At 44.5% G+C, this 22,764-nt stretch carries 19 protein-coding genes; 10 read left to right on the forward strand and 9 right to left on the reverse strand.

All coding sequences use genetic code 11. The features are described 5' to 3' along the window. The first annotated feature begins 173 nt into the window (after positions 1-173). Both NJD71_RS10090 and NJD71_RS10095 read left to right on the forward strand, forming a co-directional pair. The gene (locus tag NJD71_RS10090; RefSeq protein WP_319051838.1) at positions 174-1,169 is read left to right on the forward strand and encodes a phosphatase PAP2 family protein; all 996 of its coding nucleotides are present in this window, start codon (positions 174-176) and stop codon (positions 1,167-1,169) included. Positions 1,170-1,828: 659 nt separating this feature from the next. Further along, positions 1,829-2,146, forward strand: coding sequence for a hypothetical protein (locus tag NJD71_RS10095; RefSeq protein WP_319051839.1), 318 nt, complete (start codon positions 1,829-1,831; stop codon positions 2,144-2,146). A gap of 70 nt (positions 2,147-2,216) precedes the next feature. Here the strand turns inward: NJD71_RS10095 and NJD71_RS10100 are convergent, their stop codons facing one another. Continuing rightward, positions 2,217-2,393, reverse strand: a complete 177-nt coding sequence (locus NJD71_RS10100) for a hypothetical protein (protein ID WP_319051840.1) — start codon at positions 2,391-2,393, stop codon at positions 2,217-2,219. Between the two features lie 153 nt (positions 2,394-2,546). Between NJD71_RS10100 and NJD71_RS10105 the strand changes: the two genes are divergently transcribed. Then, complete coding sequence (locus tag NJD71_RS10105; protein WP_319051841.1) at positions 2,547-3,461, forward strand: LysR family transcriptional regulator; 915 nt, start codon at positions 2,547-2,549, stop codon at positions 3,459-3,461. Between the two features lie 149 nt (positions 3,462-3,610). On the opposite strand, the gene NJD71_RS10110 is transcribed toward NJD71_RS10105, so the two are convergent. The 6 genes from NJD71_RS10110 to NJD71_RS10135 form a co-directional block, all read right to left on the reverse strand. Beyond that, positions 3,611-4,645 (reverse strand): hypothetical protein, encoded by a 1,035-nt coding sequence (locus NJD71_RS10110; protein ID WP_319051842.1) that lies wholly within the window; start codon positions 4,643-4,645, stop codon positions 3,611-3,613. Positions 4,646-4,836: 191 nt separating this feature from the next. Next, positions 4,837-5,316, reverse strand: a complete 480-nt coding sequence (locus NJD71_RS10115) for an acyl-CoA thioesterase (protein WP_319051843.1) — start codon at positions 5,314-5,316, stop codon at positions 4,837-4,839. A gap of 167 nt (positions 5,317-5,483) precedes the next feature. Continuing rightward, the gene (locus NJD71_RS10120) at positions 5,484-7,157 is read right to left on the reverse strand and encodes a fatty acid--CoA ligase (RefSeq protein ID WP_319051844.1); all 1,674 of its coding nucleotides are present in this window, start codon (positions 7,155-7,157) and stop codon (positions 5,484-5,486) included. A gap of 167 nt (positions 7,158-7,324) precedes the next feature. Further along, entirely contained in the window at positions 7,325-8,527 is a 1,203-nt protein-coding gene (locus NJD71_RS10125) for a 3-oxoadipyl-CoA thiolase (protein WP_319051845.1), read from the reverse strand. Positions 8,528-8,592: 65 nt separating this feature from the next. Continuing rightward, on the reverse strand, positions 8,593-10,170 hold the full coding sequence (locus NJD71_RS10130) for a 3-hydroxyacyl-CoA dehydrogenase (RefSeq protein ID WP_319051846.1): 1,578 nt from the start codon (positions 10,168-10,170) through the stop codon (positions 8,593-8,595). A gap of 74 nt (positions 10,171-10,244) precedes the next feature. Next, positions 10,245-11,021, reverse strand: a complete 777-nt coding sequence (locus tag NJD71_RS10135) for an enoyl-CoA hydratase (protein ID WP_319051847.1) — start codon at positions 11,019-11,021, stop codon at positions 10,245-10,247. 374 nt (positions 11,022-11,395) lie between these two features. Here NJD71_RS10135 and NJD71_RS10140 point away from each other — a divergent pair, with 374 nt between their 5' ends. The 3 genes from NJD71_RS10140 (at position 11,396) to NJD71_RS10150 (ending at position 15,080) form a co-directional block, all read left to right on the forward strand. Continuing rightward, positions 11,396-12,550 (forward strand): acyl-CoA dehydrogenase family protein, encoded by a 1,155-nt coding sequence (locus NJD71_RS10140; protein ID WP_319051848.1) that lies wholly within the window; start codon positions 11,396-11,398, stop codon positions 12,548-12,550. Between the two features lie 121 nt (positions 12,551-12,671). Further along, a complete protein-coding gene (locus NJD71_RS10145; protein ID WP_319051865.1) occupies positions 12,672-13,922 on the forward strand; it encodes an MFS transporter in 1,251 nt (416 codons plus the stop codon). 312 nt (positions 13,923-14,234) lie between these two features. Beyond that, positions 14,235-15,080 (forward strand): IclR family transcriptional regulator, encoded by an 846-nt coding sequence (locus NJD71_RS10150; protein WP_319051849.1) that lies wholly within the window; start codon positions 14,235-14,237, stop codon positions 15,078-15,080. 239 nt (positions 15,081-15,319) lie between these two features. Here NJD71_RS10150 and NJD71_RS10155 read toward each other — a convergent pair whose 3' ends face one another. Next, a complete protein-coding gene (locus tag NJD71_RS10155; protein ID WP_319051850.1) occupies positions 15,320-16,075 on the reverse strand; it encodes an FRG domain-containing protein in 756 nt (251 codons plus the stop codon). A 116-nt stretch (positions 16,076-16,191) separates the two neighbouring features. Further along, positions 16,192-17,073 carry a LysR family transcriptional regulator gene (locus tag NJD71_RS10160; protein WP_319051851.1) on the reverse strand — a complete coding sequence of 294 codons (882 nt, stop codon included), beginning with the start codon at positions 17,071-17,073 and terminating at the stop codon, positions 16,192-16,194. Between the two features lie 205 nt (positions 17,074-17,278). Between NJD71_RS10160 and NJD71_RS10165 the strand changes: the two genes are divergently transcribed. The 4 genes from NJD71_RS10165 to NJD71_RS10180 all read left to right on the forward strand — a co-directional run bounded on the left by NJD71_RS10165 (position 17,279) and on the right by NJD71_RS10180 (position 22,696). Continuing rightward, on the forward strand, positions 17,279-17,956 hold the full coding sequence (locus NJD71_RS10165) for a glutathione S-transferase family protein (RefSeq protein WP_319051852.1): 678 nt from the start codon (positions 17,279-17,281) through the stop codon (positions 17,954-17,956). Positions 17,957-18,087: 131 nt separating this feature from the next. Beyond that, the gene (locus tag NJD71_RS10170; protein WP_319051853.1) at positions 18,088-19,215 is read left to right on the forward strand and encodes a zinc-binding dehydrogenase; all 1,128 of its coding nucleotides are present in this window, start codon (positions 18,088-18,090) and stop codon (positions 19,213-19,215) included. A gap of 422 nt (positions 19,216-19,637) precedes the next feature. Next, the gene (locus NJD71_RS10175) at positions 19,638-20,564 is read left to right on the forward strand and encodes a homocysteine S-methyltransferase family protein (RefSeq protein ID WP_319051854.1); all 927 of its coding nucleotides are present in this window, start codon (positions 19,638-19,640) and stop codon (positions 20,562-20,564) included. 623 nt (positions 20,565-21,187) lie between these two features. Further along, positions 21,188-22,696: a glycosyltransferase family 2 protein gene (locus tag NJD71_RS10180; protein ID WP_319051855.1), complete on the forward strand. Its 1,509-nt coding sequence runs from the start codon at positions 21,188-21,190 to the stop codon at positions 22,694-22,696. The last annotated feature ends 68 nt before the right edge of the window (positions 22,697-22,764 follow it).

Consider the following 22,764-nt stretch of genomic DNA (forward strand, 5'->3'; position numbering starts at 1 on the left):
ACGATCACAAGCTCTGTTACAGTGTCTGCTGTTTGGTTATGCTGGGACTGCCTAATGCATGACCTATACTTTCAATTCTCGAATTTATTCAGTCGCCATAGTAATCATGACCATAAGCACACGGTTCGGTACTTGGATACCGAACCATTATGATAAAAGGAATAAGTCTATCCATGATCCAATTTATTGAACGACATCCTCAGCTAATTAGCTTGGGCATGGTACTTATTTTTATTATGGCACTATTATGGCTGGTACAGCACTTATTGATTCGTTATGGCAAGCGTGCATTGGCATTGGTCTCTCGCGCTGATCTTTGGCTACGCGAACATCTGGCACGCCTGCCAATGATGGTACGACTACAGCGTAGATACCCAGCGCTATTTGGCTTTATCACAGAGCGCTTTGCACGTGGTCACTTTTCTGGATTGATACTCACTGTATCAACGCTGTTGAATATCTATATTTTGGCGCTGTTTGCAGGGTTGGTTGAGGATGTGGTGAGTGCTGACTCTATCGTGACCACCGATCTGTTTGTGTCGCAGCATATGAGTGTACTGCGCGAATCTGGCATTATAGATTTTTTTATTTTAATTACCAGTTCAGGCTCTACTCCCGTCACCTGTTTGATCATCTTACTGACTGCTATTTTATGTATGATGTTGCGTCAGCCTTATATCATCATAGGCTTACTGATCTCGACTATTGGCAGCACTGCTTTTACTTTTATAAATAAGATGGTCTTTCAGCGCGCTCGCCCGATTGATATTTTGCTGCAAGAGCATACCTATTCGTTTCCAAGTGGTCATGCCACCATCAGCATTGCACTGTATGGGTTTCTTGCGTACATGATGATTCGTTTTAGCCAAAGTTTTGTTCGACAAGTACGTATCTTGTCACTTGCTCTGTTGCTATTTTTGCTTATAGGACTGAGTCGAATCGTCCTCAATGAGCATTATCTTAGCGATGTGATTGGTGGGTTTTTGGTTGGGTCATTGTGGCTAATCATCGCTATTAGCATAATGGAGTGGCTGACCGCGCGGAGCAAGATTAATTGGCATGTGTCATGGTCAGCGCATCAGCGCTATATGGTGTGGTTCAGTGTCGTCGCTGTGCTGATTGCTATTTTCGTTTATGCCAATATTTATCAGTTTCCGCTGCTCACGTAGCACTATAGGCTAGGATGGTGAAAGCTGCATATTCAATATTATCATCCAACCTCTCCACAGCAAGCGCTTGATCCAATACCTCAAAATATGTGGATCGGTCGCTCGGACAACATTAAAGCACATAAAATGTTCCGTGATTTGCGACTGATTAAATATATTAAAACAAATTTAAGTACCATCAGTTGGCACCCTTCCAAAAATTGCAGAAACTTTACCTCGTTATCAACACTCTATCTGAGTCACCTTTAGATGACGAGCCGAACACGTAGTAGATAGCGTATTTGGCTCGTCATTTATCCTATTGTCATAACAACATGCGTTATTCGCATCATAATCCATGGATAATATAATCGATTAATACCGCGACTAACAAGCTTCCCAAAATGTATTAAGGCTCTAGTGAAAAAACGAATTTATGATGTTGAGTAAGCATCGTCTCTAGAGTATTGCTAACTTGCCTGCCGTTAGCACAAGGCACTTACAATGGTATCAATGGCTGAGTGATTGATGGAAAAAGTCACCTTTCTTTAACTTTCATAAAAGTATGTAACACTACAACCCGCTATTATCTACTTATGCAATAGAGCGACGTTCTATTTATATATTTTTAATCACTTAACAATTACTCATACTTATAATGAGCTTAAAAGGACCCTACTATGAAAAACATCAACTTAAAAAATATTGCTATCAGCTCACTAATTGCTTTATCTACTTGCTTTGCTGCTATTGGTCCAGCGAATGCTGCTCCTCAACAAGACACAAATCATTTGACCCAAAAACAGAAAAATACAATAGAAGCTAAGCAAAAAGCAAAATATAATGCCGAACTCAAAGCCAAACAACAAGCAGCATTAAAGGCTAAACAAAAAGCAGCTCAGCAGAAAGCAGCACTAAAGGCTAAGCAAAAATCTCAGCATGACAGTAAAACAAAACACATAGATAGTAAGGTTGAACAGAGCAGAAAACATAGCTAAGTGACGTCTATAGCTATTAGATAGGAAAACCCACTACCGAATCCCCTTCCTGCCATGGCTGAAATTTCGGCTATGGCAAACTATAAAAGATATCATAATCTACATGAGCAAATGGGCGCACGAACGGCATAATACCGTTATCAGTAACAGTTACGCTATTACCTAGTAGATACGTATTCTTAGCCAATAATATTTCTGACTTCCATAACAACGCTTTACCTTGCTGTCGATATTTAGTCTGAGTCATTATTTATTTTAGATAGCTGGTAATGAGTTAAACCTGATTTTTCAATAAAAGAAAATGCTTCCGGTTCGATGACGCGCTTTACTATGAGTCAAGCAACAGCGTAAGATGACTGACGAGAGAATATTGATAACCGCTGGAAGGAAAACCTGAATAATGGATAGAATTGATGCGATGCGGGCGTTTGTATCAGTGGTGATTGAGGGCAGTTTTAGCAATGCCGCTACAGCCATGCAACTGTCGCCGCAGTTGGTGAGCAAATATGTGTCAAAGCTAGAAGAGCGACTGGATATGCGCTTACTGAACCGCACGACCCGTAAAGTCAGTCTGACGGAAGCAGGTACTCATTACTTTGAGCATGCACAACAAGTGTTACTCAGTATCGATGATATGGAGTCCAAACTAGGTGGGCTGCAGCAGAATCCAAAAGGTACATTGAGAATAAGCGCGCCTGTATCCTTTGCCCTCAAACACATGGCACAATTGGTCACGGACTTTCAGGCACTTTATCCTTCTGTTAATGTCGATTTGCAGTTGAACGATCGCAAAGTGGATATCGTTGAGGAAGGGTTTGATGTGGCACTGCGTATCGGTCAGCTCAAAAGCTCATCGCTGATTGCCAAGCAAGTTGCGCCTATCCGCGTCATCTTGTGCGCAGCCCCTGACTATCTCAAAAAGTATGGCGTGCCTAGCAAACCTGAAGATCTAAAAAACCATCGTTATTTGCATTACAGTTATATGGAAAAATACGGCAAAGAAGATATTTATCAGTGTCTACATACCAGCAATCAGCCCAGCTCGGAGCTAACCAGCAACAATGGAGATTTGCTCGTCAATGCTGCGATAGCAGGTGCTGGAATAGCATTGCAGCCTACGTTTATTGCGAGTGAAGCACTACGTAAAGGGGCGCTTGTGATGGTGTTGCCTGATTACGAGCCCGAGACGTTGGGATTGTATGCGGTGTATGCTCATAGAAAGCTATTGCCACATAAAATCAGATGTTTTATTGATTTTATCGAAGGATATTACGGTTCACCGCCCTATTGGGATGAACCGATACAGCACTTATAGATATTTAGTAGCAACCCTCACCAAACAAAACACCCCATGCATTGATAAATGTCTGGGGTGTTTTGTAATGCGCTTAGCAGCATGATAAGTCTATCGTGAGCTATATTATGAATGTCACCAAAAACAGCGCACCTCTCAATTCATCACTCTTAGAACTCGTATTTTGCCATTATTTCAATTTGCTGACCTGCTGGCATCCACGGAAAGGTCGTGACGTCTTGATTTCTCCACTCAATACCCAAATCCAAACCTGGTAGGTACTCATAGATAAGATTGGCGCTTTTGACATTAGCAGAAGTATCTGCCGCATCCTCGACATTGACCTCGCCATAACGCAAGTTGCCACGCAGCTTTTGAGTATATTGATGCTTATAACCGACGCTATAGCCCGTTTGTGAGATCAGTTTGCCATTTTCAGCATCACAATCAGCACCGCCATTCATAATAAGAGGTCCACCAACACAGACGGCAGAATAGGCACCCATGCCTTTACCACTAAACACGCTACCATGAAGCGAATGCTCTCCCAAAGCCAACTTGCCTGCTAAGGACACACCAACGCCCACATCCGAATCGTCTCCATTCTCAGCTTCGCGAGCGGTCACCGCCACATTATAATCAAAATCAGCTATCTTATCTTTGTAGCTGACCACCATATCAGGCAGGCTGGCATCGTCATAGACAGGATCTTGGGCGGTAAAACGCAGTCCCTTATAAGTATAATGCACCGTCAAATCTGGACGAATATATGAGCCGCCACCTGAGGCTGTACCGATACCTGTACCCCAAAAGTCAAGCTGCTCGGTGGAGAGTGGCGCGACTGCCAAAAACTGACCATTCCACGTTTTACCCACTGTCAGATCATCCACTTGAATATAAGCATGACGCAAGCGTAGGTTCGAGCCGCTCTTGGCATAATCGCCATAAAAATCACCTTCGATAAACCCAGTTAGTTTTTTGTCCTCGACGGATTTAGTTGTCTTAATATTAATGCGTGACTGGCGTAAGTTTCCCTTAAACTCCGAATCCTCGTCATCAGGAGAGTTAAACAATCCTTCTGCTTTGATATAACCACCGATACTCAACGTGGTATCACCCGTCGTCACAATATCTATCGCTTGTGCAGAGGCACATGTTGCCGCTATAGCCAAACCTACAGATAGCCTCTTTGTAAAAAGCATCATTCATCCATTCCCTGTTTTATGTTGATATCCTTATCAATCCAAATTGCTGTGACGTTTTTCGCTCCGTTACCATTAGCTTCGTCACTATCAGCTCCGTGGCTATCAGTAGTGTTTTTGCGCCACATTACCCTTTATATAAGGGTTAACGCCTATTTGAAAACATAATCACGGCGTGATCGACGTATTGAGCGTTATGCTTCTTGGTCAATATTCTCTAATGCCACTATCGCGTCTTTTTGCGACTCATCAATTGGCTTTTTTTGTCCGCTCAGTTTATCGAGATAGACCAGCACTGACTCACCAATTGCAACGACTGTCTCAAGCGCCTTACTATAATAGGTATATTCGTGAATTAGACTTGAGTTACCGATTTTTTTGACCTTGATGCCAATCCATAACTCATCAGGATAAGCAACCGATTTGAGGTATCGACATGATGAGGCTGCCATCACCGAAGACGTCTGTTCGTTAAACAAACCCAATCGCCTGTTGTAATAAATACGAGCGTTTTGAGCATATTCGTAATAAACCACATTATTGACATGACCAAAGGAATCCATATCACCCCATTCCACTTGCTGAGGATAGATAACCGTAAAATCATGCAAAGGATGATTGTCATCGCTTGTGACAATCTTTTGTATTTCTGGGAACGTTGGTGCAGCTTCCATAATTTTTCTCTTTTTATTAGACAGATCCTGTTATATAGATGATGAATGTGACTCAGGGTGCTCGTGGCTCACACACACCTTCCCTGTCCCTAGCATTTAGTCAGACACTAGGGAGATATAGTTTTTTCTATTATTAGGGTCACTATGATGGTAATAAGGTTGTTCGGTTAGATTAAATGTTCTGAGTACATCGAGCGCATGCGTTTTTTATCAAGTTTTCCAACGCTAGTTTTTGGCATTTCTGACAAAAACTTTACTTCGCTTGGGACGCCATATTTTGGCAAATGACCTCTATCAACCGCTTGATGACCCAGTGCCAAAATATCTGTCGATGTTGTATCGATATAATCTGGCTTTAGCACGACCAATGCGAGAGGACGCTCGCCCCAACGCTCATCTGGAACACCAATCACTGCGATATCAGCGACGCTCGGATGAAAAGAGAGAATTGTTTCGACCTCAAGCGAGGACACCCACTCACCGCCTGACTTGATGACGTCCTTTAGCCTATCGGTAATGCTGAGCGTACCATCAGCGGTCATACAAGCAATATCCTGCGTATGCATCCAGCCACCTTTCCACAGCTCATTACCTGCATCGGGGTTTTTAAAATAGCTTTGGGTCAGCCACGGCGCGCGTATCACAAGCTCGCCCGTCGATTTGCCATCCATTGGTTGAGGTTGTCCGTTTTCGTCCCAGATCTCCATCGATACCAGCATAATTGGCGAACCTGATAGACAGCGATAATTGAGATTATCCTCTAGGGTCATCGACTCGGTCTTGTCATCAAATACCGCTCGAGACAGCACAGGGCATGATTCTGACATCCCAAACCCTGACATAAACTCGATACCGCACTCGATAGCAGCTTTGGCCAAGCCTTCGTTGAGCTTTGAGCCACCTAGCAGTAGTTTTAGATTCTCAAATTTGCGACCGCGTTCTACCATTTCTTTGAGGAGCATTTGCAGTATTGCAGGGACGCCATGTGACAGCGTGACCTTATGCTCCTCAATCAAATCGACTAGCTTTGGTGCCAGATATCGTCCTGGGTATACTTGTTTTAGCCCGATCATGGTAGCGCCATACGGCCAGCACCATGCATGGACATGGAATAAAGGCGTCATCGGCATATAGACATCGTTATAGCGCGCGCCTTGACCTTCGGCATTGAGCGCTGATGCCAGTGTGCTTGCCATCGTCTGTAGTACGATCTGACGATGAGTGAAGAAAACTCCTTTTGGATCACCTGTGGTGCCACTGGTGTAGAACGTAGTGGCGATGGTGTTTTCATCGAAATCTGGAAAATCAAACTCATCACTAGCGGCTGCCAACAGCGCCTCGTACTCACCATCGACATAGTCAGGTAGCGCTGCTTTCTCGCCCTCTGCATCATCAGCCCACATCACATGCTCAATAGAAGGCGCATCGTCACGGTAGTCTTTGATCATTGGCGCAAATTCAGCATTTAACAATAAGGCTTTTGGGGCAGCATGGTTGACGGTGTATAGCACTTTTTCTTCAGACAGACGCACATTGACGGTCTGTAAAATCATACCCGACATCGGTACGGCAAAATACGCCTCAAGATAACGATGACTGTCCCAATCCATGACCGCGACCACATCACCTGCCTGCAATCCCATGTTTTTTAGGACATTGGCCAAACGGTTGATACGCTTAAAAAACTCAGCATAAGTATAAGTTACTTTGTCCGCGTAGCTGATGGTTTGGTTGGTAGAAGCGATTTTGGCACGGTTGAGCAGCTGCTTAATAATTAACGGAAACCCATACGCGTCTTCGGCTTGATGGTAGTTATCGTGTTCGTTGAGTATGGTTGTCATAGTGTCTTCCTTGATATTAAATAGTCCTTGATATAGTCAATCCTCTATAAAGAGTTACCGCGCTGCCCTCACTTGAAGTATCACATAGTCATCTGCGCTTGGTTGCCTGGTCTCTCTTTTAAGCTAAATCAACTATAATCAGTAATTCGGTGTGCGCCCTTTTAATATCAGACGCGCTCTATCACCATGGCAAGTCCTTGCCCGATGCCAATGCACAAGCTAACCACTGCGTATTTACCGCCCGTACGCTGTAGCTCTCGAGCGGCACTCAAAGCGATCCGTGCACCAGATGCGCCCAGCGGATGACCGACCGCGATAGCGCCACCATTGGGGTTAACGCGTTTATCATCAAAATCAATATCCAACCCTTTTAGACAACCCAGTACCTGTGAGGCAAAAGCCTCATTGATCTCAATGACAGACATATCATCAAGGGTTAAATCCGCACGTTTTAGCGCCAGCTTAATCGCTTCAACAGGACCCACACCCATAATATTGGGTTCAACACCCATCGCCCCTGATGATAAGATCTTGGCAATCGGTTTGAAGCCTAGCTTTTCTTCTGCTTGTTTTGAGCCGATGATGAGCGCAGCAGCACCATCATTAATACCAGACGCATTACCTGCCGTAACAACACCATTTTCATTTAAGGGTTTAAGCTTTTTTAGCGCTGCAATGTCGGAGCTGGCGCGAGGGTGCTCATCATCTGTAACGACTTTTTCGGGCAATTTCTTACCTTGGGGGGCGGTGATAGGCGTTATCTCATCGTCAAAGAACCCTGCTTGTTTGGCAGCTTGGTATTTGGCTTGCGATGCAGCGGCAAATTTATCGGCTTCCTCGCGCGTAATGCCATATTTTTGCGCGACATTATCGCCCGTCTGCGGCATGGTATCGCTACCGAACTGCTCAATAATCTTTGGATTGGGAAACCGGCTACCGATAGTCGTATCAAATACCTTAAAGTCACGGCTAAAGGGCTTTTCTGTCTTGGCAAAGACGAAAGGTGCTCGCGTCATGGATTCGACGCCACCTGCTAATATAATGTCCCCTTCATGACACGTGATACTGCGTGCAGCATCGACCACAGTAGACAGACCTGACGCACATAGACGATTGACGGTCTGACCTGGCGTTGTGACATCTAATCCTGCTAATAGAGCCGCGTTACGTGCGATATTGCGAGAGTCCTCGCCAGCTTGGTTAGCACTGCCTAGCAACACTTCATCAAAAACATCACTAGACAATTGATGCTTTTCGACCAACGCTTTCATGACTGCAGCAACGAGATCATCAGGGCGCACGGTTGCTAATGCGCCAACATAGCGACCAAATGGGCTTCTCAATCCGTCATAAATATAGGCATCTAACATAACGTTTCCTTGTCGTATTTTTTAAATCTGAATAATGGTTTGGCGAAAATACTTTGTCGTTCGTATTAATAGGTGGTTTGCTGAGTAAACAATGATACAGCTAGTTTGGCACGGCGTTGTAACCAAGGGCTTGGGCGGTAACGCGGATCGCCTGTAAGTGCATATATACGCTCTAAAATGAGCAATACGCGCGAGGCGCCAAGATGATCGCCCCAAGAGATCGGACCATACGGATAACCTAGCCCAAGTTTGACGGCATTATCGATATCCTCTGGCGTGGCAATTCCTTGCATCGCGATATCACAGCCAAGATTGATCACCATCGCAACCACACGCTGCGCCACAAAACCTGTACTTTCGGCAATCAGCGTGGCACTTCCCGTATCTTGCATATCTGCTTTGCTACTATCTGAGTCTTTATTACCTGTGCTGCTAAATAGCGTGTAGGCCTGTGCTACAAACTGCTCTTGTGTCACAAGACTTGGCATCAACGTACGATGTTTTGTAAGGTCGGTAAGCATGTCAATGGCAACCGCTTGCTTAGGATCGACGTGATAGCGAATCGCCGCGTTGGTCGTATCCTCGCCGTAGATGGCGAGTAACACCAAACTATCAGAACTCGACTTTTCGTTGTTATCAATAAGGACACCACGATTATTTAGATAGTCGACCAGCTGTGTTTTGTCTTCTGCCAAATCAGCCCCAATCCAAACTGAGGTGATAGTCGCATCAGATACAAGCGCTTTGGACGATTGATTTTGAGCGCTATCCACTGGTAATTTCTGACCGTTTTCGTAGTGATAAAACCCCTCGCCAACCTTACGGCCAAGCTTTTTGCCTACTAGCATCTGACGGGTTAATGGATGCGGACGGTAGCGGGCTTCTTGGTAGTACTGCTCATAGATCGATTCCATCACAGGGTGTGACACGTCAACGCCAGTCAGATCCATCAGCTCAAACGGACCCATACGAAACCCAGCGCCATCACGTAAGATACGATCAATCTGCTCAAAATTTGCGATACCCTCGCCCAGTATTTTTAAGGATTCGGTACTGTACGCTCGGCCTGCATGATTGACGATAAAGCCTGGTGTATCTTTTGCGACCACACCCAGATGTCCCATGCGTTTGGCCAAATCGGTAAGAACCTCAACAACTGAATGCTGCGTGGATATTCCTGGAATAATCTCCACAATTTTCATCAGTGGTACTGGGTTAAAGAAGTGAAAGCCTGCCACGCGCTCTGGATGGTCACAGTCAGCGGCGATCGCTGTGACGGATAGCGATGAGGTATTGGTCGCCAAAATAGCATCGGTATTAACAACCTCTTCTAACTGGGCAAACAGCTGTTTTTTGATGTCTAAGTTTTCGATAATGGCTTCAACCACAATTTCAGCGGTAGCAATCTGGCTCAGCTCCTGAATAACAGTCAAATTATTTAAAGTTGCTTGCAGCTCATCAGCAGTAAATTTGCCTTTGGCAGCCAGTTTTTCAAGCGTACCCTGTAGTGATGCTCGTCCTTGTTCAGCAGCGCCTGCCTTGGCGTCATATAAAAGGACTTGGATACCCGCTTGAGCGGCAATTTGGGCAATACCCATGCCCATGATGCCAGTGCCAACAATGGCAAGTGTATTCACGGTCATAATAACTCTCTATATAATTTACGATAGGATTTGGTCGGCGTGGACCTCAACAGAAATAAGGGGCGTGATAGAGTCTAGTAGCCTTTATACTCTGCAGGACGCTTTTCTAAAAAGGCTTTGGCACCTTCTTTTTGATCATGAGTGTCAAATAGAATTTGAAACGCCTTACGCTCTAACGCCAGTGCACTATCTAAAGGCATGTCGGGACCGAGCATCGATACTTCTTTAATCTGAGTCAAGGCAATGGGTGAATAACTTGCCAGCTGCGTGGCAATCTCAATAGCACGGGTGAGGGTACTGTCGTCTGCAACCACTTCAGACACCAATCCCATTCGGTCCGCTTCATCAGCATCAATCATGTCACCTGTTAGTATCATCTTCATGGCTTTGTGTTTGCCAATAGCACGAAACAATCGCTGAGTGCCGCCTGCACCTGGCATAAGCCCTATCTTGATTTCAGGCTGGCCAAACTTGGCAGATTGCCCCGCCACAATGATGTCAGCATGCATGGCAAGCTCACAGCCACCGCCAAGCGCATAGCCGTTCACCGCGGCGATAATCGGCTTTTGGCAATCAGTAATCGCACGCCAATATTGCTCACTACGACGTAAGTACACATCGACTGTCTTAGCGGTTAAGAAATCATTGATGTCAGCACCTGCGGCAAACACCTTATCACCACCTGTCAGCACGATCGCTTTGGTTTGTGGATCGTCATTTAACTGAATGAATAGCTCTGCCATTTGCTGGCGCAGCTCGCTGTTTAATGCATTGCGTACTTTGGGTCGATTCAGTGTGATGACACTGACACCCTCTCCTTGTTTTTCACAAATAATAAGTTGTTCTTCCATGACTGCCTCTTTTTTACATTTGTTTGTTTTATCCAAGATAATAAAAGCCATTTCTTCAACACTAACAATACCGCACAGCGATATTTGATACCAATATATAGCGTTTATTTTCATTTGTGAAGTAAAAACTGGCTAAATATCAAAATATTTGTTCAATTTCTCATGAATACTACTTGTATTTAAACCGCAATGCGGTTTTTTAAACCAAAACTATTGTAATTTAATAAACCATCGATTATGCTGTTTGCCTAAGACAATTAGATTGTTGTTCAGTATTAATCATATTGTTTATCAAAAACTAAGATTTCCCCCAACTCAGGACGCTTATAAAACCACTATTAACAGTAGCGGTTAATCAAACAAGGAAGATTCACATGATTAGAGATAAAGAAACCCTCGACCATATCACCCAAACCATTCGTAACTTCGTAAACGATCAACTCGTCCCATTGGAGCATTGGGTGGCAGAAAACGATCGTCTCCCAGAAGAGATTATTGAGCAGATGCGTGAGCTGGGGCTTTTTGGACTGACTATTCCTGAAGAGTACGGCGGACTAGGTGTCACGATGGAAGAAGAGGTTACATTGGCGTTTGAACTAGGCCGCACCTCCCCTGCGTTTCGCTCGCTTATAGGGACCAATAACGGTATCGGCTCATCTGGACTGGTGATCGACGGTACTGAAGCGCAAAAGCAGAAATACTTACCCAGGTTGGCCAGCGGTGAGATTATCGGTTCGTTTTGTTTGACTGAGCCGGAGTCAGGCTCAGATGCGGCGTCACTGAAGACGACTGCTATAAAAGATGGCGATACTTATATCATCAACGGTACCAAGCGCTATATCACCAACGCCCCGCAGGCTGGCATATTCACAGTTATGGCACGCACAGATCCCCAAAACAAACGTTCTGGCGGGATTTCAGCATTTATCGTTGAGAGTGACACGCCTGGTATTACCTTGGGCAAGATAGACAAAAAAATGGGACAAAAAGGCGCGCATACCTGCGATGTGATCTTTGATAATTGTGTCGTACCAGCAGACGCGCTGATTGGTGGTGTTGAAGGTGTTGGGTTTAAGACCGCCATGAAAGTGCTTGATAAAGGGCGCCTACATATTGCCGCCGCCAGTACTGGCGCTGCCACTCGTATGTTAGATGACGCCCTACACTATGCCGTCGATCGCAAGCAGTTTGGTCAGCCTATTGCCAGTTTTCAGCTGATTCAAGGCATGCTTGCTGACTCAAAAGCAGAAATATATGCAGCTCGTTCTATGGTGTTAGATGCCTCACGTCTGCGCGATGAGGGCAAAGACGTCGTCACCGAATCGTCGTGCGCCAAGATGTTTGCCACCGAGATGTGTGGCCGCGTGGCTGACCGAGCTGTCCAGATTCATGGCGGCGCAGGCTATATCGCTGACTACGGTATCGAGCGTTTTTATCGTGATGTGCGTCTCTATCGTTTGTATGAAGGTACCACTCAGATACAGCAAGTTATCATCGCTCGCAACATGATCAAAGAAGCCAGCGAGTAGTCTTGATTGACCATTAGGATGTATCGCGGTATTGGCTAGGATGCCGGTACCGTCTTTTTTTGTACTTCGTTACTCTTTTGTTCTCACAACGATAAGGATATACATTGTGAAAAGTGCTGTTATGACGTCAGACCCAAGCGCAAGCGCTGTCCAAAAACAACCTTGGAAACTGGCCTTTGTATTTTGTTTTTTGGTTCTGTTATGTGATGGGGCTGATATTGGTATTCTCGCCTTTACTTTATCCAGCCTAAAACTGGAGTTTGCATTGACCAATGTGCAGGCAGGGGCGCTCGGCAGCTGGTCTCTATTTGGTATGGCTATCGGTGGGTTTTTTGGTGGCTGGGCTTGCGATCGGTTTGGCAGAGTACGAGTGATTGTTCTGGCTACTGGGATGTTCTCAATACTGTCTGGGTTTAGTGGCATGGTACAGAGCTACGAGCAGTTTATAGCCCTACGGACCTTTGCTTGTTTGGGTCTGGGCAGTCTTTATATCGCTACCAACACGCTGATGTCAGAGATGGTGCCTACCAAGCACCGTACTACCGTCCTTGCTGCCTTGATGACTGGATTTACCTTAGGCTCATTGGTTATCACCAGTATATCCGCTTGGATCATCCCCAGTTATGGTTGGCGCACACTATATCTGTTGACTTTCTTACCCCTTATCCTCGCCGTCGCGATGTACTTTCTGGTTCCTGAACCTCAATCTTGGAAGGACGCTCGAGCGTTGAAGTTGAGCGGCGCACAAGACCCACTCAAAAAAACAGAAAACCCCTACAAGGCGATATTAGACAACCCAAGACACCGTATCATGTTTATTCTGTGGTCGATGAGCTCAGGACTATTACTGTTCGGTTATTTTGGCGTGAGCAACTGGCTCCCCTCTTATCTAGAGACCGAGCTTGGGATTAAGTTTAAAGAAATGGCGCTATATATGGCGGGTACGTACTTGACCATGATGTTTGCCAAAGTAGTCGCAGGATATATGGCAGATAAGATTGGTCGCAAAATCGTCTTTGCCTTTGGCACCATGGGTACTGCTCTCTTTATCCCGATACTGGTCTATATGCATACCCCAGAAAACATCGGCTGGCTCATGATCACTTTTGGTTTCTTGTATGGTATTCCTTATGCGATCAACGCCACTTATTTGACCGAAAGCTTCCCTACTGCTATTCGCGGTACGGCTATTGGTGGTGCATTCAATATCGGTCGCTTGGGTTCTGTGATTGCCCCTGTTGCAATTGGTTATATGGCGATGCACAACTCTATCGGTGCCGGTCTACTACTGATGGCAGGTGCTTACTTCTTATGTGGTCTTATCCCAACGCTATTTATCAAAGAAAAGCAGTACGACCCGCAACAAGCGTAGGCGCACGTTGAGTGTAGGAGTACTTTTAGTGACGCCTTTAGTAACCACTTTAGCAACCTCCTTTAGTAGCTTATGTCGCTACCATTCATACCGCATAGCGAAACAATCTATACATATCGTGTTATGCTGAGCGTTCAATGATAACTTATCATAGTATAATTGAAGGGACAGACTGCCCTCAGCACATGACTATAGGCTGATACTGTCAGCCATTGCACGAGTCAATATGAGTGACCGTATTGGCTCTTGGATGCGCTAGGTAGTGAAAATGATGATGTTTGTATGGACTTAATTGGGAATAGTAGACTGCATATGACGAATGACACCCTTGCCAATGAAGATGCTAACAATGAGATGCATATCGAGCTGTTAGAGCCCATTGCAGAGATGCGTGACAAAAACGACAGACAGTTTGTCACTGCGCTCGCTCGAGGGCTAGAGCTGCTGCGCTGTTTTACACCGCAGCGTCCCTATCTGGGCAATCAAGACTTAAGCCAGCTGACAGGGCTGCCCAAAGGGACCATTACTCGTCTGACTTATACCTTAGTCAAGTTGGGCTATCTAAAACAGTCCACCAACAGCAGTAAGTACCAGCTCTCAACAGGCGTACTTGGTTTTGGTTATACGATGATGACCAACATCTCTATCAATAACCTTGCCACCCCCTATATGGAAGAGCTGGCAGATTATGCCAATAGCGCTGTTGCCATGGCGACCCGCGATCGGCTGATGATGGTCTATCTCAATGTGGTACAAGGTGCCGGTAGCACCACCATGCAGCGCAACGTCGGCTCTTATTTGCCTATTCATTTAAGCTCAATGGGGCGAGCCTGCCTAGCCAGTATGCCACCTGCTGAGCAAGAGTTTATCTTGAATGCTATTCGTAGTAAGTATAAGGATGATTGGCTCAAAATCAGACGAGGATTAGATAAAGCCTTTCAAGATTACGAAGAGTACGGCTATTGTTTTTCGATTAGTGAATGGCAAAAGGACGTTAATGCAGTCGCTATTGCGCTGATGCATCCAACGGAAGGCTTACTCACCTTTAACTGCGGCGCGCCCAGTTTTATCCTGAGTCGTACCAAGCTAGAAGAAGACATTGCCCCTCGCCTGCTGCATATGAAGAATATGATTGAGAGTAATTTGTATATTAGTTAGTGTCTGCTGTTAATAATTAGGTCGCTTTCACTATCGGTTGTAGCAACGTATAAGGTTGTTGGTAACCGACCAGTAACAAAGGTTCTTACTGTTCAAATCTTGAAATTCATCTCAGTGGTATAAATGAACAGTGAGGACTCTTTTGTGAGTTGTTTTTTAACTATAGTGCTATTTAGGAATTAAGTAATAGTGCCACACAAAAACAGAACGAAGACCGAAATATCAACTTGGTAAACCTATCACAAACCTTTTATCTGTTTCTTGGCGTAATGAGAACTATCAAACGCACCAAAGTTAGTAACAGTTTCTCGATAATATTTAACTTTTAAAGCCTTGGCTATTCCATCAAGGCCAGGATAGATATTAGACTCAACAACATTAAGAATGGACAACCTACTCTGTATTTCTCGTTTTAACTCACCTGGAATAATAAACTTTGTTAATTTTTCCGTGTTAAATAGCTCTCTAGGATTAGGATGTACCGTGAATGATCCAGATTGATTTTGAACTCTATCAGATATTATAGGAGAATGAAATTCTAGTGTCTCTTCAATATCGAATGGATTAATATGATAACTAGCGTCAATATATATGTGACTTATTAATAAATAAACTGCTCCATCAGTAAGCTGTTCATCTGAATACAGCTCTTCAATACTGTGGTTTGTGGCAAAATATAAAGCTGTCAATGGGTTTGTTGTCCAATCTAGCAATCTTGTAGGTAACCCGTAATGTTGAGCTAAACTTAACCATTCCCAATCATTCTCTGGTTTTATGTTTACATGCATCGCCGCTTTCATTTTGAACTCTCGCAGCAAAAACTTCTCTCGCTCAATTTCAAGCTGTGGTGATCCTATGCTAGGCAATCGTCCTACCGAGGGTGTTAAATCAAATTTACTATTAATCACTCCTCTAAAACTACTTTGGTTTTGAGGAACAAAATTCGTGGCAAAAGCCATAACTTTTTCAATTGTTTTTATTGTATATGTTTCCAAAATTCACTCCATTTATACTCAAAATTAGTTTTAGAATAACCCTTTTTCTACTTATCGTAGTTTGATTATAGCATTCTTGCTTAGGCTATTTACCTACACCTGCCACTTGTATTCTTTCAACCAAAAAATCTACCGCCGCTTTTACCTTGCACTAGGTAGCGCTGTTTTTGATACAGCAGATAAACCGCCATGTCAGAATGCTGAGTGATGGCTAACTTGTGTTCGAAGTTTAACTCTTGCAGTGCGCCTGACTCAAGATACGACGCCAGCGCCCACCGAGTAGACATCAAGATACCTTCGCCGTTACTGGCTTTTTGTGCCAGCCAAGGTCCGTTATTTGAGATCGCAACCGCAGGCCCTGAGACATCGTGCCACTGATCATCTACATGACACAGCCACGGCGTTGGGCCGTTTGGCGCTTTAAAGTATAGACCACGATGATTCTTGAGTTCCAACACATGCTTGGGGGTGCCATGCTGCTCTAGGTAGCTCGGAGAGGCAACGGGGATAAAGCTATTGTCCATAAGCCTGATAGCAAGCACACGTTCGTTTGGCGCGTAGCCACCGCGAATCGCAATATCGATATCATCACGTCCGAGTGCCGATAGCTCGTCACTCAAGCTGACATCCAATATAATCTGCGGATATAGAGCACTAAAGTCATCTAATAACGGCAGCAGTATCCTCTCCCCAAACCCTACCATTGAGCTGATACGCAAACGCCCCATCGGGGTGGTTTGGTAGCTCCGAACGGTCTCTTTGCTTTGCTCTAGTTGGTTCAGTATATGCTGCACATCATTGTAGTAGACATGCCCCACTTCGGTCAGCTTAACCATTCGAGTCGAACGCTGTAATAGAGTCGCGCCCAAACTCTTCTCCAAATCAGACACGCGTCTTGATAGTGAAGATGGCGGTACGTCGAATGCCTTTGCAGCCTTGGTAAAGCTCCCCGTTTCGACCACTTTACTAAAATATCGTATTGCACGTAATTGATCCAACTAACTTCTCCATTCACTATCTAAGCTTGAGTAGCCAAGTATTTTGGCTCTATTGTTGTCTTAAAAGCAATAGTGATTGACTTTTTATCCTATATATAACCATGTTAAAACCAGTAATAATGTGGTTAACTTGAGCGTCACGACTAAAACGCGATTAAAACACGACTAAAAATAACCCATCACGTCAACAATGGAAGAATGACATATGATTACTTTGCACGGTTTTGCTGCAAGCAACTATTACAACATCGTCAAACATACCTTACTGTACAAACAGATACCTTTTGAAGAAAACCTAATCTTCGCTGGTAGCGATGAGCTACTGTCAGTCAGCCCCGTGGGTAAAGTACCAGCCATTACCACTGATGACGGACTCAATATTTCAGAGTCGAGTGTGATTTGTGATTTTATCGAAGAGACTCACCCTGATATGCCGCTATACCCTACAGATGCTGGTGAGCGTGCTGTGGTACGTCAAATTATGAAAATAGCAGAGCTTTACTTTGAGCTGCCAAGTCGCCGACTCATACCGTATGTGTTTTCGGGTACTGCAGCGCCTGAGCCACTCAAAGCTGAAGTACGCCAAGTGTTGGAGCGCGGTATCGGCGCTTTAAATAGCTTGTGCCAGTTCTCACCTTGGATTGCAGGCGAGCAGTTCACCATGGCTGACATCTACGTCCACTATGTGAACCTTATTGTTAACACCTTTGCCTCAAGCCAGCTCGAATGGGACGTATTGGCACAAATCCCTGGCATGAAAGAGTGGAGTACCTCTATGAGTCAGTCGGATATTGCCCAGACTGTCGAAAAAGATCGTTTGGCAAATATGCCTGAATTCATGCAGCATGTACAAGCTCAGATACAAGCGACCCAAGCTAAATAAAGCATGAAAGTAATGCGCAACAAAAACACCCACTATTAAAATAAGTGCGTTGATTAAACAACACCTAAAACCTAACCAACACACTAATATAAGTGGTTCAACACCTATAATTATTTGCAGGAGCAAATCTTATGACTGATAAAAATATCCAACTGACCTCTACCGTTAGTGATGACAATAAACTGACCCTAGCGCTACAAGATATCGAGATACCAACCCCTCGTGCAGATGAAGTCGTTGTACGCATTGAAGCCGCCCCATTGAACCCTTCTGATTTTGGGGTGATGTTCAGCGCCGCTGATATGTCAACTGCTGTGCAATCAGGCACTGAGCAAAGCCCAGTCATTACTGCCGATATACCTGCCAAATTCATGCCATCACTGAAAACACGTGTCAATGAAGACACTCCAGTAGGTAATGAAGGCGCCGGTACCGTCGTTGCAGCAGGGTCGTCAGAGGCGGCACAAGCATTGATGGGTAAGATGGTTGCTGTGATCGGCGGCGGTACTTATCGCCAGTACCACTGCGTCAATGTAAAAAGCTGCCTTGAATTAAAAGAAGGCACGACTGCTAAAGAAGGTGCGTCTTCTTTTGTGAACCCGCTTACTGCACTAGCGATGGTCGAGACTATGCGCGCTGAAGGTCACAAAGCCATCATTCATGCAGCCGCTGCCTCTAGTCTAGGTCAAATGCTCAACCGTATCTGTATGGCAGATGGTATCGATTTGATCAATATCGTGCGTAAAGAAGAACAAGAAAAACTACTGCGTGATATGGGCGCAAAATATGTGGTCAACTCAAGCAACGATACGTTCTTGAAAGATCTGACAGCAGCGATTGTCGAAACAGGAGCTACTATTTCGTTTGATCCTGTAGGCGGCGGTCAATTGACCAGCGATATCCTAAACTGCATGGAAGCGGCCATCACTCGCGATGTGGAAGAGTATAGCGTATATGGCTCAAACACGTTCAAACAAGCCTATATTTATGGCGCTCTTAACCGTGGACCTATCACGCTAAATCGTAACTTTGGTTTTGCTTGGGGTGTCAATGGTTTCTTACTATTCAATGCACTCGGCAAACTAGGCACCAAAACCGTTATGTCGATGCGTCAAAGAGTTGCAGAAGAAATCACCACCACGTTTGCAAGCAGCTATACCCATGAAGTGACGTTAGAGGAAGCATTGCAATTAAAGTCAATCGCCACTTATGGCAAGCAAGCCACTGGTGAGAAATACTTGATCACACCTCAAGGCTAATCACATCTATACATTAAGCCCCTAGCAACAGGTTGCTAACTATAGAGAGTGAAACAATACACCTAAAGTGATATAAGGCAGATACTGATCATAGTATCTGCCTTATTTTATGTTTGGATTAAAACTCCTTAACACTGTCTCACTTTAAAACTTTCTTACTCTAACGCTGTCTTATGCGCTCAATCAACCAAACAGCGTCGACATGACAAGTCGGCATGACAAGTTTAACCAAGCACTTCTCATCGCCATTTTGCTATAACCAGCGTCATACTATCTTTAAAAAACCAACCGTTAACATTGTTACCAAACTTTTGGTTGCATCTATTGCGTATTGCGCCTAGTATTTCGCCCCGTCAAAACACTCTATTTTTTAAGATACAGACTCAGTAGATATATACATTTATTATCAAGAAGGATGCGTTATGCCAACCAAAAAAACCACAATTATCGATGGCGGCATGGGACGAGAATTAGCGAAGCGCGGCGCACCGTTTCGTCAACCTGAATGGTCAGCACTGGCGATGATAGAAGCGCCCGAAGTCGTTCGCGACGTACACCGCGCTTATATCAAAAGCGGCGCCGATGTCATCACCACCAACAGCTATGCCCTTGTGCCCTTTCATATTGGCGCAGAACGCTTTGCGCAGCAGGCTCAGGAATTATCAGCATCAGCAGGCGAAATGGCACGTGCAGCAGTTATCCTAGAAGGCACTACAACCCAAGTAGCAGGGTCTATCCCGCCATTATTTGGCTCTTACCGTGCCGATTTGTTTGATGCTGACCATGTAGAAGACATTGCGGCTCCGCTTATAAATGGATTGAGCCCGTATGTGGATTTTTGGCTCGCTGAAACCCAAAGTCTGATCGCAGAATCTATCGCTGTTCGTGAATTACTAAGTACGCTAGACACAGATCATAAGCCAATATGGATTGCTTTTACTTTAGAAGATAACATGGATATCGATGTACCACGCCTGCGTTCAGGAGAGACGGTAGCAGAAGCAGTTGCGGCAATGGCAGACCGCGACGTCGAAGCGATCCTGTTTAACTGCTGTCAGCCTAATGTTATCGATCAAGCATTAGATGTCGCCCAAAGCACGTTGCGAGATAAAAATGCGACCCATATTGAGCTTGGTGCCTATGCCAATGCCTTTCCGCCGCAACCGAAAAACGCCGCGGCAAATGATACACTCAATCAGGTACGTGATGACCTAACGCCACCTGCCTATCTGCATTGGGCACAAAAATGGCAAGCACAAGGTGCCTCATTGATCGGAGGCTGCTGTGGTATTGGTCCTGAGCATATTCAGGAGTTGAGCAGCTACTTTTCAGGTACGCCTTCTGCATAGATACAACACCCCTTAAGCACAATGCTATTGAGTATGACTCTCTACAATTCACAATATCTATAATATCAAAGCTGATTACCCTCACTGCCATCACGGTTAGCCTAACGGTTAGATCGATGGCAGTATAGATATTTTGGCTGATGACAAGACGTGCTTGAAGTGGCAAGTCCCAGTATTATAGCTTTCATCATAGCTTCAGATAAACACTACAATAATTGTTCCGATACCTATCACTAACTGATGCTGCCTGCCTAACAACCCTTTTACTCTTGCATCTCTCACAAACTCAACGCTATAACCTAGAACTTCAATACACCTTCCTCTACATAGCTTGATTCCCTATAGACCAACTTTTTATAGATCAATTTTCTATAGACCAAATTCCTGTTTTTCTATTTGACCAAACATCGACTGTCGTCCAGTCATATTACATAGACTTACACCGTTAATTCACCATAAACAATTATCGGCTAAATAGTTACCTAATTTTGTATTAGTATTCATTGATATTGATTGAGTCGTTGGAGATACACACCCCTACCATTGCTACAAGCACACGATGTCTATAAAAGCCCCATTTCTATACATAACTTTCCCCTGCTTCATATGCCTAAGGACTAGATATGACTGCCAAACCAGAAGCTTTGAAAACAGCAATGCTCAGTTTTCAATTGATGACGCGGGCTGAGCCTCCAGAGCTAGTTATTGCCACTATCAAGTCTTTATTAGCAGTCAAAAACGTTCACGATGAAATACTTATTATCGATAACAACAATACAGAGTCGGCGCTATATGAACCCTTAGCAGCATTTTGTAACGGCTTGGATGATGCGCTAAATGTTCATTTTTATCATGTCGATCATGTCGCAGGATTTAAGGCAGGGGCTTTGAACTTAGCACTGGGGTTGATGGATCCAAGATGTACTCATATCGTTGTTGTCGATAGTGATTATCAGGCATTACCACATGCTAGACATGCTATCGCGCAAGCTATCGCACAGCACCCTGACCATACGCTACTCCAGTTTCCGCAGTTCTATCGTAATGAGGGACAAGTAGATGCCCATAGCGAGTTAAATCATTACTTTAACCATCACTTATATCGACCTTTTAATCGTACACGTGCTTTATCAACGGGTACGTATGCAGTGATTCGGCGTTCAGATATGTTGACCATAGGTGGCTGGTCAGGGGCGTCTATTACTGAAGATGCTCAGATGGGCGTCCTCATGCATCGACAAGGGTTTCGCAGCCAGTTCATACCAGAGGTGATTGCCACAGGTCTACTGCCCAATACACTACATGATCTCATCTGTCAGCGACGACGCTGGATATATGGCAATATGCAAGTGCTTACTGATTATCTATCAACGCCACACTCTTCTCAATCGACACCTCCTTCTAAATACAAAAGCATTGGTGACCATCTAGGGTACATAAGGGCTCATCTGTCTCAGCTGAGCGCTTGGGTGAACTTCACAGGATTTTTTATCCTTTTGCATGTTTGCTCTTTGTTTTTAATCGCCAATCTACTTTCGATGGGTAATTCTGATACACCTATGATTGCCCCCTTATACCTAGTCTATGCAGGGTACGCGTTTTTTATTATCAGGCGTCTATGGGCATACTGCCGTGATCAAACTCCTTTGAATAAACAACTAGACCGCAGTCATCAACCACGCTTTGTAAAAGGCGTACGAGCCTGGCTGATGCACTTAAATTTTTGGGAGATTGGTGCATTGTCATGGCTACCTGTGTTGTGGGGTCAGAACAAACCGTTTGTCTGTACACCAAAACACAAGGACGTCCGTAGCCGTTATTCGTTACTTCTAAAGAACATCACGGCATTACCAAAATTACTGCTGATCGTAAATATCATTACCGCAGTGGCTGTTGCCCCGTTCTCACCGCTTTACTCCCCTGTCTTATTCATATGTGCCATGCTGGTTTGTATTTTGAAGCTTGCAGCAGCCAGTGTAGCCATAAACAATTTTACTGATATCGCATCAGGCACGTCTAGTATGAATGAAACGCTCAAGTACACCTTGAGAACAGCGCATAATAGGAACAAAGTCGTAACCACTTCTTATATGTCAGCGTTATTCAAAGACAAAAAAACCATCGACTCATAGAGGTGGATTTTAAGCATTATTAGCTTGTTTTTTACCATTTCTATACTAGGGCTACTGTGTATCGTCTT

Source organism: Psychrobacter sp. PP-21, from assembly GCF_033790785.1.
Classification (GTDB): Bacteria; Pseudomonadota; Gammaproteobacteria; order Pseudomonadales; family Moraxellaceae; genus Psychrobacter.

What these genes read in the sequence shown, in the direction of transcription:
- NJD71_RS10090 (WP_319051838.1), top strand. Translation starts at nt 174, where the DNA reads ATGATCCAATTTATTGAACGACATCCTCAGCTAATTAGCTTGGGCATG.
- NJD71_RS10095 (WP_319051839.1), top strand. Translation starts at nt 1,829, where the DNA reads ATGAAAAACATCAACTTAAAAAATATTGCTATCAGCTCACTAATTGCT.
- NJD71_RS10100 (WP_319051840.1), bottom strand. Translation starts at nt 2,393, where the DNA reads ATGACTCAGACTAAATATCGACAGCAAGGTAAAGCGTTGTTATGGAAG.
- NJD71_RS10105 (WP_319051841.1), top strand. Translation starts at nt 2,547, where the DNA reads ATGGATAGAATTGATGCGATGCGGGCGTTTGTATCAGTGGTGATTGAG.
- NJD71_RS10110 (WP_319051842.1), bottom strand. Translation starts at nt 4,645, where the DNA reads ATGATGCTTTTTACAAAGAGGCTATCTGTAGGTTTGGCTATAGCGGCA.
- NJD71_RS10115 (WP_319051843.1), bottom strand. Translation starts at nt 5,316, where the DNA reads ATGGAAGCTGCACCAACGTTCCCAGAAATACAAAAGATTGTCACAAGC.
- NJD71_RS10120 (WP_319051844.1), bottom strand. Translation starts at nt 7,157, where the DNA reads ATGACAACCATACTCAACGAACACGATAACTACCATCAAGCCGAAGAC.
- NJD71_RS10125 (WP_319051845.1), bottom strand. Translation starts at nt 8,527, where the DNA reads ATGTTAGATGCCTATATTTATGACGGATTGAGAAGCCCATTTGGTCGC.
- NJD71_RS10130 (WP_319051846.1), bottom strand. Translation starts at nt 10,170, where the DNA reads ATGACCGTGAATACACTTGCCATTGTTGGCACTGGCATCATGGGCATG.
- NJD71_RS10135 (WP_319051847.1), bottom strand. Translation starts at nt 11,021, where the DNA reads ATGGAAGAACAACTTATTATTTGTGAAAAACAAGGAGAGGGTGTCAGT.
- NJD71_RS10140 (WP_319051848.1), top strand. Translation starts at nt 11,396, where the DNA reads ATGATTAGAGATAAAGAAACCCTCGACCATATCACCCAAACCATTCGT.
- NJD71_RS10145 (WP_319051865.1), top strand. Translation starts at nt 12,672, where the DNA reads ATGACGTCAGACCCAAGCGCAAGCGCTGTCCAAAAACAACCTTGGAAA.
- NJD71_RS10150 (WP_319051849.1), top strand. Translation starts at nt 14,235, where the DNA reads ATGACGAATGACACCCTTGCCAATGAAGATGCTAACAATGAGATGCAT.
- NJD71_RS10165 (WP_319051852.1), top strand. Translation starts at nt 17,279, where the DNA reads ATGATTACTTTGCACGGTTTTGCTGCAAGCAACTATTACAACATCGTC.
- NJD71_RS10170 (WP_319051853.1), top strand. Translation starts at nt 18,088, where the DNA reads ATGACTGATAAAAATATCCAACTGACCTCTACCGTTAGTGATGACAAT.
- NJD71_RS10175 (WP_319051854.1), top strand. Translation starts at nt 19,638, where the DNA reads ATGCCAACCAAAAAAACCACAATTATCGATGGCGGCATGGGACGAGAA.
- NJD71_RS10180 (WP_319051855.1), top strand. Translation starts at nt 21,188, where the DNA reads ATGACTGCCAAACCAGAAGCTTTGAAAACAGCAATGCTCAGTTTTCAA.